At 36.1% G+C, this 12,430-nt stretch carries 12 protein-coding genes and 1 pseudogene; 9 read left to right on the top strand and 4 right to left on the bottom strand.

Features of this window, described 5'->3' with window-relative positions; translation table 11 throughout:
• The first annotated feature begins 308 nt into the window (after window positions 1-308).
• From MHB53_RS12400 to MHB53_RS12385, 4 genes are read left to right on the top strand one after another with little or no spacing between them, the layout of a single operon-like run.
• The gene (locus MHB53_RS12400; RefSeq protein ID WP_340918694.1) at window positions 309-1,616 is read left to right on the top strand and encodes an ABC transporter substrate-binding protein; all 1,308 of its coding nucleotides are present in this window, start codon (window positions 309-311) and stop codon (window positions 1,614-1,616) included.
• 60 nt (window positions 1,617-1,676) lie between these two features.
• Complete coding sequence (locus MHB53_RS12395) at window positions 1,677-2,552, top strand: carbohydrate ABC transporter permease (RefSeq protein ID WP_340924661.1); 876 nt, start codon at window positions 1,677-1,679, stop codon at window positions 2,550-2,552.
• Between the two features lie 16 nt (window positions 2,553-2,568).
• On the top strand, window positions 2,569-3,474 hold the full coding sequence (locus tag MHB53_RS12390) for a carbohydrate ABC transporter permease (RefSeq protein ID WP_340918691.1): 906 nt from the start codon (window positions 2,569-2,571) through the stop codon (window positions 3,472-3,474).
• A 28-nt stretch (window positions 3,475-3,502) separates the two neighbouring features.
• Window positions 3,503-5,464, top strand: a complete 1,962-nt coding sequence (locus MHB53_RS12385; protein WP_340918688.1) for a glycoside hydrolase family 127 protein — start codon at window positions 3,503-3,505, stop codon at window positions 5,462-5,464.
• A gap of 69 nt (window positions 5,465-5,533) precedes the next feature.
• On the opposite strand, the gene MHB53_RS12380 is transcribed toward MHB53_RS12385, so the two are convergent.
• Window positions 5,534-6,430: a helix-turn-helix domain-containing protein gene (locus MHB53_RS12380; RefSeq protein ID WP_340918685.1), complete on the bottom strand. Its 897-nt coding sequence runs from the start codon at window positions 6,428-6,430 to the stop codon at window positions 5,534-5,536.
• Between the two features lie 92 nt (window positions 6,431-6,522).
• Here MHB53_RS12380 and MHB53_RS12375 point away from each other — a divergent pair, with 92 nt between their 5' ends.
• The gene (locus tag MHB53_RS12375; protein WP_340918682.1) at window positions 6,523-7,479 is read left to right on the top strand and encodes a hypothetical protein; all 957 of its coding nucleotides are present in this window, start codon (window positions 6,523-6,525) and stop codon (window positions 7,477-7,479) included.
• A gap of 316 nt (window positions 7,480-7,795) precedes the next feature.
• Here MHB53_RS12375 and MHB53_RS12370 read toward each other — a convergent pair whose 3' ends face one another.
• Both MHB53_RS12370 and MHB53_RS12365 read right to left on the bottom strand, forming a co-directional pair.
• Window positions 7,796-8,149, bottom strand: a complete 354-nt coding sequence (locus MHB53_RS12370) for a hypothetical protein (protein ID WP_340918680.1) — start codon at window positions 8,147-8,149, stop codon at window positions 7,796-7,798.
• Window positions 8,085-8,309, bottom strand: a pseudogene (locus MHB53_RS12365) (hypothetical protein); the annotation flags it as partial. The pseudogene MHB53_RS12365 and the gene MHB53_RS12370, both read right to left, overlap by 65 nt.
• A gap of 11 nt (window positions 8,310-8,320) precedes the next feature.
• On the opposite strand from MHB53_RS12365, the gene MHB53_RS12360 reads away from it, so the two are divergent.
• Window positions 8,321-8,446: a spore germination protein gene (locus tag MHB53_RS12360; protein WP_340924658.1), complete on the top strand. Its 126-nt coding sequence runs from the start codon at window positions 8,321-8,323 to the stop codon at window positions 8,444-8,446.
• Here MHB53_RS12360 and MHB53_RS12355 read toward each other — a convergent pair.
• Complete coding sequence (locus MHB53_RS12355) at window positions 8,430-8,711, bottom strand: MATE family efflux transporter (RefSeq protein ID WP_340918678.1); 282 nt, start codon at window positions 8,709-8,711, stop codon at window positions 8,430-8,432. The genes MHB53_RS12360 and MHB53_RS12355 overlap by 17 nt on opposite strands.
• Before the next feature lie 524 nt (window positions 8,712-9,235).
• On the opposite strand from MHB53_RS12355, the gene murQ reads away from it, so the two are divergent.
• The 3 genes from murQ to MHB53_RS12340 are packed head-to-tail and all read left to right on the top strand — an operon-like array spanning window position 9,236 to window position 12,393.
• Window positions 9,236-10,132, top strand: coding sequence for an N-acetylmuramic acid 6-phosphate etherase (gene murQ / locus MHB53_RS12350; protein ID WP_340918675.1), 897 nt, complete (start codon window positions 9,236-9,238; stop codon window positions 10,130-10,132).
• 6 nt (window positions 10,133-10,138) lie between these two features.
• On the top strand, window positions 10,139-10,984 hold the full coding sequence (locus tag MHB53_RS12345; protein WP_340918673.1) for a MurR/RpiR family transcriptional regulator: 846 nt from the start codon (window positions 10,139-10,141) through the stop codon (window positions 10,982-10,984).
• Window positions 10,985-11,019: 35 nt separating this feature from the next.
• Window positions 11,020-12,393, top strand: a complete 1,374-nt coding sequence (locus tag MHB53_RS12340) for a PTS transporter subunit EIIC (RefSeq protein WP_340924655.1) — start codon at window positions 11,020-11,022, stop codon at window positions 12,391-12,393.
• The last annotated feature ends 37 nt before the right edge of the window (window positions 12,394-12,430 follow it).

Raw genomic sequence — 12,430 nt, 5'->3', positions numbered from 1 at the left:
GATCCGAGAAAAAGTCGAGTTTGCAAACTCTCTTCATTATATATCTGATATTTAGAAAAAGGCATTCTCCCTTTTTTGTTTTGAAAACGATAAAATACTCTCCAAAACCCCCGTTTAACAAGACTCGACATTAATTTTAGAAAATTTAAAAATAATAGTCACCTTTATACACCTAATATAGTTTTTAGTCCACCGACAAAAAATTAACGAGATGATAGTATAAATTCCACAAGGATAAGCGCCATTAGAACTGGAATGTTGAGACCTTAAGAAGAAGGAGTAAAACATTAATAGGGGAGGAATGAAAAGTGGAAAAGAGATTAAAGCTTATTCTGTTCACAGTCATAGCAGTTTCCCTTGTATTGCTAGGTTGTTCATCAAAGGAAACCAAAACAAATGACAGTAAGGATGGTCCTGTGACCCTGAAATTTATGGGATGGGAAGCAAGTCCGCTGGAGACAGAAAGTGTTAAAAATGGGATAAAGAAATTTGAAGAAATACATCCGAATATTAAAGTCGAATACACACCTGTACCTGGTGATCAATATGCTTCTAAACTGTTAACGATGATGGCCGGTGATGCTCCTCCGGATGTATTCTTCCTTGGATCCGTAGATTATCGTGCATTCCAAGATCGTGGTGTTCTCCTAGACCTATCAACCTATTTTGAAAAAGATCTAAGTATAGACGACTTTATACCTTCTGCAGCAGATATTATGCAAATAGATGGAAATATTTATGGTGTAAGTAGTTGTACAGTTTCCCCAGTTCTTTATTATAATAAAGAAATTTTTGATGAAGCAGGCGTTCCCTATCCACCGAGTAATCCAGATGAAGCTTGGACATGGGAGGAGTTTGCAAGTGTTGCTCAAGATCTAACAGAAAAAGAAGGTAATAAGATAACTCAATTTGGTACTTATGGCTTTGAAACATTTGCCAATACTGTTGCAGCAATAATGGAGAATGATGGCTCTATCTTTAATAATGATTATTCAGCAGTAAGCATGAATTCACAACAAACAAAAGATGTATTAGAGGCAATACTGGCATTGAAGAAAAATGGGGTAAGTCCCGAAGCTAAATTATTAGAGGATTCGGGAATGAGTGCATCGCAAATGCTGCAAACAGGAAAAATAGCGATGTTAATCGATGGATCGTGGTCGTTACAACAATTAAGTCAAATGGATTTTCCTGTTGGTGTAGCTGCTCTTCCGAAGTTTACTCAACCTGTGACAAATGGACAAGCACATGTTCATGCAGCATCTGTTAATACAAAGTATCCAGATGAAGCGTGGGAATTTATTAGTTTCCTATCCTCTGAGGAATATCAGATTGAATTAATTAGTGAAGGTTTGTGGATGCCAAACAGAGCATCTCTGTATACCGAGGAAGGTATTGAAAAATGGTTTAACGAAACTGTTCATCCTGATGGATTTAAGGAATTAGTACCTTATTTTCAAGCAGCAAATGTAGATCCATTTGCCAAGATTGGGAAAAACCAAATAGATGACATCATGATAGAAGAATTAGATAAGTTTTGGTATGATGACCAACCTGTTGAAGATGTTCTCTCTAATATTGATAGAAGGGTAAATGAAGAACTAACAAAAGACTAATTAACCTTTATACCCTATTAGGTTTCTAGATCTACTGATCAAGGAGGGAAAAGCTTGAATCTGAATACAATATTTTATAAGGATGGGCCATGGGCGTTTATATTATTGCTGCCAAGTTTAATCGGATTTTTGATCTTTGTTCTTTTCCCTGTTGTTGCTTCTTTTTTTCTTAGCTTTACGAGTTGGGATCTCCTAACACCTATTAAATGGGTTGGTTTTGAAAATTATACAAATCTATTTAATGATGAAACGTTTAGAAAGGTGTTATGGAACACGCTTTATTTTACAGCTGTGACAGTACCTGTGGGTATTATTATTTCTCTGTTTTTAGCTGTTGCTCTAAATCAGAAGATAAGGTTTATTAAGTTTTATAGAGCCGCTTATTTTTTACCGGTTATCTCTTCAATGGTTGCAGTCGCAGTAGTATGGCAATGGATTTATAATCCGGAGTACGGTTTACTAAACTTCATTCTAAGTTTAATTGGAATCAAAGGCCCTAGCTGGCTCAGTGATACGAAGTGGGCAATGCCGGCAGTTATGATCACTTCCATTTGGAAAGGGTTAGGATTTAATATGCTGATATTCCTTGCCGGAATTCAGGGAATATCGGAAAGCTATTATGAAGCAGCGGATATTGATGGTGCTACATGGTTTAAAAAGTTTCTTTATATTACAGTCCCACTGCTAAGACCGACGACATTCTTTGTTACAGTGATGGCTATCATTGGTTCGTTCCAAGTATTTGATGCAGTATTCTTAATGACAGGTGGAGGACCGGCTCGATCAACGTCCGTGCTGGTACACTATTTATATCAAAACGGCTTTGAGTATTTTAGGATGGGTTATGCAAGTGCGATGGCTTACATTTTATTTTTCCTTGTTCTCATCTTTACATTAATACAATTCACATTACAGAAGAAAAGAGGGGAAGTTTAATAGAAGGGGGTGCATAATGAGTAAATTAGTAATGAAAGATATTAAAGTTGATGGAGTTAATGTAAATCTTACTAAAAAGAGAAAAATGACAACCAAAAGGCCGATTCGCTATAAAAATATGATTGCGCATATATGCCTTAGTCTTGGGGCAATTACCATGTTATTTCCCTTTGTATGGATGGTAAGTACATCATTAAAAGAATTAGGCGAAGTGTTTGTGTTCCCTCCGACGCTCCTAGGTGAGTCAATCCAATTGGAAAATTATTTGAAAATATCAGATCGTTTTCCTTTTATGCAATATTTTTTAAACAGTTTAAAGGTGACTAGCATTGTTGTCATTTCTCAACTCCTTACTAGCTCCATGGCAGGATTTGTTTTTGCGAGATTAAAGTTTAAAGGTAGGGATTTGATCTTTGGTTTATACTTAGCAACGCTTATGATCCCATTACAAGTAACGATGATCCCAAACTTTGTTATTATGCGATTTTATGGATTAGTGGACACTCATGCCGCTTTAATATTACCTGGATTAGTAAGCGCTTTTGGGACGTTTTTAATGAGACAGTTTTTCCTTACTATTCCAAAGTCATTGGAAGAAGCGGCTAAAATCGATGGTTGCACACCGTTCGGAGTTTACTGGCGGATATTTGTGCCATTAACAATGCCTGCGATGGCAACTCTGGGCATATTTGTCTTTATGGGGACGTGGAATGACTTTTTTAGTCCACTTGTATATATTAATACTCAAAGTAAAATGACGCTTCCGCTAGGATTGGCATCCATGCAAGGTATGTATGCAACTGATTGGCCTGTATTAATGGCTGGAACTGTTATAAGCGTTCTACCAGTAATTATCATCTTTTTGCTCGCGCAGGATGCTTTCATCAAAGGCGTTACATTATCTGGAATTAAAGGTGAATAAAAAATAATCTATATTGGAGGAATCCGGAATGGAAAAAGTAAGCATGAAACGATTAGAGAATGTAAATTTAAAAAATGTGGTAATTGAAGACTCATTTTGGTCAAAACGGCAAAAGCTCATCAAAGAAACTGTTATACCTTATCAATGGGCCGCTTTAAATGATGCGATACCTGGAGCTGAACCAAGCCATACAATAGAAAATTTTCGAATTGCAGCAGGAGAATCGAATGACGATTATTACGGCATGGTTTTTCAGGATAGTGATTTAGCTAAGTGGTTAGAAACTGTTGGCCATACCTTAGCCGTAAATAGGGACGAAGACCTGGAGGGGATTGCGGATGGTGTGATTGATTTAGTCGGGCGTGCACAACTATCAGATGGCTATTTAAATACTTATTTTACAGTTGCTCATCCAGATAAAAAGTGGACAAACCTTAGAGACGATCATGAATTATATTGTGCTGGACATTTAATTGAAGCAGCAGTTGCTTATTATGAAGCGACAGGAAAACAAAAAATCATCGATATTGTATGTAAGCTAGTGGATCACATTGATTCAGTGTTAGGGCCAGAATCTGGAAAAAAACGAGGGTATCCAGGTCACCCAGAAATTGAGCTTGCACTGATGAAGCTATACAAAGTAACAGGAAATAAAAAACACTTGGAATTATGTAAGTTTTTTATAGAAGAAAGAGGGGCACAACCACATTATTATGATATAGAAGCGGAGCTAAGAGTGGAAAAACAAAAGAACAAGCGAGATTTATTTCACAGTAAAAGCTATTCACAAGCCCACCTCCCTGTTAGAGAACAAAAAACAGCAGAAGGGCACTCAGTCAGGGCTGTCTATTTATATAGTGGAATGGTCGATCTCGCTACAGAATTACAAGATGAAAGCATAATAGAAGCTTGTAGGCAGCTTTGGAAAAATGTTACAAGACAAAGAATGTATATTACTGGAGGAATAGGTTCATCACAGTATCGAGAATCTTTTACAGTGGACTATGATTTGCCAAATGATCGTGCTTACACTGAAACATGTGCTTCCATTGCTTTAGTGTTCTGGGCAGATCGCATGCTGCAAATAGAAGAGAATAGTGAGTATGCGGATGTAATTGAACGCGCTTTATACAATGGGATATTAAGTGGAATGTCGTTAGATGGAAAAAGTTATTTTTATGTCAATCCATTAGAAGTATGGCCTTCCACTGTAGAACATCGAAATGATATGGGCTCTGTTCAGTACAGAAGACAATCTTGGTTTGGCTGCGCATGTTGTCCACCTAATCTATCAAGATTAATAGCCTCTTTAGGTAAATATATATATTCGTATAATGACAGTAATAAAGAAGTATTCGTCCATCAATACATTGGAGGTAATGCGGATGTTCAACTTGATGGGCAAAGAGTTAGGATTACACAAAAAACGGAATATCCATGGGATGAAAAGGTCAATGTTCAGATAGAAATTGACAAAGAAATGGAATTTACAGTCGCACTTCGTTTGCCTTCATGGTGTAAAGCACCAAAAATGAAGGTGAACGGTGAAATAGTAGACGTTTCATCCATCTCCGATAAAGGATATGCAAAAATCGCCCGCACATGGAAGAATGATGACCAAATTGAATTGTTACTTCCGATGCCGGTTGAAATGGTACGTGCAAATCCTAATGTGAGAGAAAATATTGGAAAAATAGCTTTGCAACGCGGCCCAATTGTTTACTGTATCGAAGAAGCGGACAATGGAGAGAATTTAAAATCAATTAGTTTAGTCGCCAGTTCAGCATTATCAGTAACATATGAGGAAAATTTATTAGATGGCGTAACTGTTATTACAGGTGAGGGTTTACGAATGAAAGAAAAGGATCGCGACCAGCTTTATTTTATAGGGGATATAGAGAAGGTGACATCTAAGATTAAAGCAATCCCATATTTTTCTTGGAGTAATCGCAAACCTGGAGAAATGCTCGTTTGGATTAGGGAAGAATAAGCTTTAATTAGGGATAGGGTTGTCCCAAAGTGCTTTTGTTAAAGGGCAACCCTGTTCTTTTTAAATCTTTTAATTATTGTTCATTTTTATACGGAAAAAGGAAGATCTATACTCTGTTGGTGTCATTCTTTCATATTTTTTAAACAGCTTCATAAAGTACTTTTCATCTTGAAAGCCGACCTGATAAGCAATTTCTTTAATACTTTCATTAGTGCGGGCCAGATAATCTTTTGCCTTAGAAATTCTTATAAAATGTATATACTCGATTAGTGTCATTCCTGTATTTTTCTTGAAATGACGGGATAAATATTCCCGACTATAATTAAATCTTTTCGCAATGGATGTGACTGAAATGTTTTCCAGTGCGTGAATTCGCGTCCATTCTAATAATGAATGTAGGTTATTATCTTCTTCCGTACTTGAAGTTGGTAAATATAAATGTGAGATAGCTTGTTCGGTTAACTCAATAAGAATAGAGGTTGTTAAATAGTGACCACTATAGGGAGTAAAGTAGTTTGATTGATAAACATGTAATAGTTGTCGAAACATGATATTAACTCGATCGATGCTACTTGGGGTGAAAAAGATCGGTAAATAAATATAATTATCGGACTGGCTATCCTTTGCGTTTACTCTTACATTATTTACCTCATCCTTCATTATCTCTTGGTTTATAATTTCATAATTAGCTGGGCAGTAGAAGTGAAACCAGTAAAAAGAAAGTTCTTTATCACTAGTATCAAAACCTTTATGTTCCATATGAGGTAATATGACTAGCACATCACCGGGATTTACCTCGTAATCAATGCCATCTTGCTCTATGTAAAGTGTTTTATTTGCTCCAATGATTATTTCAAAACTATTTATATTTCTTTTAGTATGAATCCAAGGCTTTTCAGAAATAAACTGTCCGCCAGAAATAAATTCAACGGGATTATTGATGGGCATCTTTAGACTTTTTGTCATTTAATAACTGACCCCTTTATAAAATTTCTCTCCTTTGTATTATTCGCTGAATCACCGTATTACCCTTTATTAAATGAATCGGAGGTACGTACATGTATACAATTGGTTATGATTTTGGAGATACACTTATTCAGTTGAAGCAGCTTCGTTTTGCTGTTAGATTGTTTACGGAGGTAAATGCTTATGCACCAGATCCCGACCGTGTAGAAATAATAGAAGAAAATGATCGGGTCTACTTAAAAGCAACAGGTCTTTCATGGGCAGGAAACCAGGAAAAGGCAGAAGGAGAAATGGAACTTGAAATTACGTTAGATAAAGATGATCGATTCATCATTAATGCAAAAGGTAGTCATTCAGATGAATTGTGTAAATCTATGCTGATTCAGGTATTCGATATTAATCTAAAGTCATTTTATTTTGATCAGAATAATACTGTAACGCTCACACATGATAGCTATTTCCGTGACATTAAAGCACAACATTATCCATCTAAGTTAAAGATGCCAGTTGTTTTTGTAGAGGACCAAAATAATAATAATTGGTTCGTATTGTCCAAAGATGACAAATTACGATTAAAAGGGTTCGCAAGCCATTATGACCCATATCTTGAAACGCAAGTTCTAGACCTTTCTCATGAGGAGGATAAGCGCTATAGATCAAATGAAATGAAAATGCCAGCGTGGCATATTGGATGTAATCAAAGCAAGAAGTCCGTGTTACTGGAACGCTGCGAAGATTTAGAAAGAAACTTTGGATTGGTTCCATATAATCAAAGAACAGATACACCTAAATGGTTAGAAGATATTAAACTTGTAACTATACTGCATGGTGAGCATTGGACTGGGCATGTTTTTAACATCTTTGCTGAAATGGAGAAACGATTGGAATGGATAATTAATGAGATGGAGGGTAAAAATGTACTCGCATTTTTGCCTGGATGGGATGGGAGGTATTATTATAATTATCCTGAATATGAACCGAGCTTAAGGATGGGTGGAAAAGAAGGTTTAAAGCAATTTGTTAAAAAGGCACATGAGTTAGGAGTCTAGGTTGACCCGATGTTAGGTGCTAATATTGCAAATATGGAAGTGATGGAGAAGTTAGCCCAAGTTTCATATAGAAAGCCTGGAAATTCCGTCATGTTGGGATTTCCACCTTTTATTTGGTTGCTATAACTTTTTTCCGACAATTTCGTGTTTTCTTTTTGATGGATCTTTTATCCCTAGTATTCTATAAATTTCACTGTAATTTTTTTCTGGTGTTCCAGAAACTCGGATATGATGAATCTGATCCACTTCATCTGTCAGGATTACCGTTGACCGTTGATGGTTGGATAGTTGTTCGATTGTTGACCAGTCACGATGATCAACCTATTCCCTTAATCAATATTCGATGCTTATTAACAGATGATAGGCCAATACACCAATGAATAAGTGCCCTTTCGTTCGATCGGCTGGTTGGTGGATAAACCGGTCTCATTCCTAAATCTGATTTTAATGACTTAAAGGCAGCCTCTATTTTGGTCAACGTTGTATACAACTGCCATAACTCCTTGGCAGATAACGCTTCGTTATTCGTTTCAATGACATTGCACCCTGTTAAAACAGAACGATTTTCACGGGTCTCTTTTTTCTCACTCTCATCCAATTCCAAATCAATCTCGTAATGACCGGCGATAGATGGACAACGCAATTTTAATCTGCCTACTCGGATCCCCACTGGTTAGTTTCTTTTGCCACTTTTTCCCCGTCCATCGTTTGTAATGTATTAATCCTCTTATCCACTCATCAATAGCATGAGCTATCCATACTCCTAACACTCCATAGCCGAAATGAATACCCAATAGATATGCCAATGGAACTTTTATCGCCCACATGGACCACGTGAAGGATTTGTGGGAACCTACGGGTAAACACTTCCATACTTAGAAGAAAAATAAGAAGTCCTGAACTAAAATTGCAATACATGGGTATAGGTTGTAACACCAAAACAAAGGTTGTTATCGCATATATATAGGGAATTCCCCAGCAGCACGTAACGAATTAATAATCACATGGTTTAAGACTCGGCCTGGTTCAAGAAAAATACAGAATAAAAGAATCGCTGATCCTATGGTGATAATATCTGGATCATTCGTAAAAATATAAAGAATCTTTTCTCGGAAGAATGAAACAAAAAGAATTAGTCCTAGTGTAATTCCAAATGCCCACTTTACACTTCGCAACAATTGGTGGTATGCTTTTTCTACTTTTTTCGCACCAATCATTTGACGGTCCCTCAACTGGACGTTTCTCCCATTTTGAAAGGCCTAAGGAGAACCCCGATTTCCTCCTATCCACCAGTATCACTGGATTTCCCCGAGTAGATCTCTTGTAGGCACTCGGAAAGTGTTTTGATTTCTTTCACATTGGAAACAGATATTCTTTTTTCGATCAAACTATTAACATTGTTAAAATTCTCATCTGTGTTCTTTATAAGCAGTGAAAGTACGTTGTCATCTATTTCCTCTATGTTTTACAAACCTTCAATGTAAATAAGAATTTCTTTATCTTTTCCACCTATGAAAAAGATTTTTATTTATTTTGGATATCGGCTTTTTATTATCGAAATGCTTAGCGTTTATTACCCGCATTTTGCAGGACCCTACATAGACAAAAAATTGTTACTAGCTATTAGATTTACGCTAAAGAATGTTTTTTTTAAATGGTTGACAATTGTGGTAAAGCGGAATATTATATCTATAAGAATTATTATTTCGTTAAAAATAAAAAAATATGAATTAAAATTTCCGAGAAGGGTGAAAACATGACACTAGAAAAATTAATTACAGAACAAAGAAACGAAAATTCCATGAACTTAGATTCTCTCTCGACGATTCAAATGATTACGTTAATCAATGAGGAAGATAAAAAGGTAGCAGTAGCTGTTGAAAAAGAGCTACTAGCTATCGGAGAGGTGATTGATGTTATTGTCAATCAATTAAGTCAAGGTGGACGACTTATATACATTGGTGCAGGTACTAGTGGAAGAGTTGGAATTGTTGATTCTGTTGAATGCAAGCCAACGTTTGGTACCATTAATGATGAAGTGATAGGTATTATTGCAGGTGGAAAAGCAGCCTTGATTAATGCACAAGAGGGTTCGGAGGATAGCGAAGAGGATGCCATTCATGATTTGAAATCCATCCAATTAAGTCAAAAGGATTGTCTTATCGGTATAGCCGCAAGTGGTAGAACACCTTATGTCGTAAGCGCGATCACATATGCTAATCAATTGGGAGCAACAACCATTGCATTATCCTCTAACAAAGGGTGTTATATTGGAAAAAAGGCAAAAATGAAAATTGAAGTGGAAACAGGTTCTGAAGTGTTAACTGGATCTACAAGAATGAAGGCTGCAACTGCACATAAAATGGTATTGAACATGATTTCAACTGGTTCTATGGTGAAGTTAGGCAAAGTGTATGAAAACTTAATGGTGGATGTACAAATTACCAATGAAAAACTATATAAACGTGCTCTTAGTATTTTAAAGAATTGTCTTGATATCGAAGAGCAAGAAGCGAAAGAACTCTTAGAAGCTGCAAAAAAAGAGGTGAAAACAGCTATAATCATGAAAATAAAGCAAATGGGTTATGAACAAGCAAAAGCGGCTTTATTGAGACATGATAACCACATTCGAAATGTTTTAAGAAAGGAGTAATAAACCTTGGGAATAAGCGGGATAACGTTACTAAAGCAAATGTTACCAAACCTATCTCAGTCAGAACAAAAAATAGCCAAATTTATTATTGAGAATCCTAATAACGCTATTCGAATGACAGCTAAAGAGATTGGACAAGCTTCCAATTCTAGTAATGCAGGGATTGTACGCTTATCTAAGTCTCTTGGCTTGTCAGGGTGGCAAGAACTAAAATTGCTTTTGGCAAGCGACCGTATTAAGGATGAAGCGATCGAAATTCGTGAAGTATCCAAAAATGAGAAAGCCAGTAATATTATAAGTAAAATAGCAAACAACACCATGTCGACGATTGAGCAAACAAAAAAGATAACAAGTGAAGAAGATATTGAAGTTGTTACCAAAATAATGTATCAATCGAAACGAATTCACTTTTATGGAATCGGTGCTTCTTATATAGTCTCACTAGATGCTATGCATAAATGGTCGAAAGTGAATAAACAATGCAGTGCAATGACGGATTTGCATTTATTAATGAGTTTAATAGCAAATGCTGAACAAGATGATTTATTATTCCTTATTTCATTTTCAGGAGAAACGAGCGAAGTATTAAAGCTAGCTAAGGCTGCAAAAGAGAGCGGTATCAAGATTGTTACGTTAACAAAATATTCCAAAAATAAACTAGTGAAATATGCAGATGTAAACCTGTATTCCTCAGCAACGGAAGAATTTATATATCCAACGGCATATACAACATCCAGAATTAATCAGCTATTTGTCATTGATATTTTATTTTTTAATTATGTTTCTAAATATTACGAGGAATCCATTAGAGCTATAGATAATAGTAGAACTATACTTCAAAAACACATATAAAGGAGAATATTATAGTGGCGGAAAATTTCAACAAAATGGCCAAAGAAATATACGATTTAGTTGGTGGAAAAAGGAATATTGATTCCTCCTTTAGTTGTATGACCCGATTACGAATTAAATTAATAGATGAGGATCTTGTTGACTTAGATAACTTAAAGCAAGTCGAAGGAGTTATTGGTGTTGTTCAAGCAGATACACTTCAGGTTATAATTGGACCCGGAAAAGTGAATAAAGTAAAAGAAGAATTTGAGAAAATAATTGAAAAAGATACCGATGAAGGGGAAATTGACTTAAAAAGTATCGCTAAAGAGAATAAAACCAATCTTCGAAATAAGCAAAAAAACCCAGTTCAAGCGTTTATTCGTCGTTTAGCAAATGTATTTGTTCCAATAATTCCGGCGCTTGTTGCATCTGGATTAATTACAGGTTTATCTAAAGCGATTCCACAAATATTAGCTAGTACAATGGGAATCGATATTACCCAAAATACTATTATTTTGATTCTTCAAGTGATTGGATCAGTCCTATTTACTTACTTAGCGATCGTGGTTGGTTTTAATACAGCGAAAGAATTCGGTGGAACACCTTCCTTAGGAGCAATTGCTGGTGGACTAATCATAAATCCCGCAATTGCAAATATTAGTATATTTGGAGAAGAATTAGTGCCAGGTAATGGTGGTATTGTAAGTGTCCTATTGTCTGTTGCATTCATGTCTTACTTGGAAAAAAATATTCGCAAAAAAGTCCCTGCTTCATTAGATATTATTATTACTCCTACTATTACCTTTTTAATAACTGGATTACTTACGTATATTGTTATTATGCCTGCAGGTGGGTTTATTGCCGAAGGTATAACAGCTATGTTTATGGGATTACTCGATGTTGGTGGTATTTTTACCGGATTTATATTGGGAGCAACCTTTTTACCACTGTTAGCAACAGGCCTACATCAAGGTTTTTTCCCATTCCACTTAGAGTTGATTAATCAGACGGGAAATGATCCTCTTTTTACCATTCAAGCAATGGGTGGTTGTGGTCAAGTAGGGGCAGCAATAGCTATCTTAGTAAAAACAAGAAAACGAAAATTAAAGAAAGCAATTGGCGGTGCATTGCCGGTTGGATTCTTAGGTATTGGCGAACCATTATTGTACGGGGTAACATTACCTTTAGGTAGACCATTCTTAACAGCTTGTTTGGGAGCCGGAGTTGGTGGGGCTGTGATTGCTTATTTCGAGGTTGCTTCAACTTCTATCGGAGTTGCGGGGTTATCCCTTTTCCCGCTAATCGATAACGGGGTAACTGGTATGCTTGGATATGCAGCTGGTGTAGCAACAGCATATGGATGTGGGTTTTTATTTACCTATTTCTTTGGTTTTAACGAAACAATGACAGAGCAGTTTAAAGACTAATAAAACAGATTAACAAGTCCTCATTCCTGTTTTCAAA

The sequence above is a fragment of the Bacillus sp. FSL K6-3431 genome (assembly GCF_038002605.1).
Taxonomy (GTDB): Bacteria; Bacillota; Bacilli; order Bacillales; family Bacillaceae_C; genus Lederbergia.
This window is presented reverse-complemented; position numbering and strand designations above follow the sequence as displayed.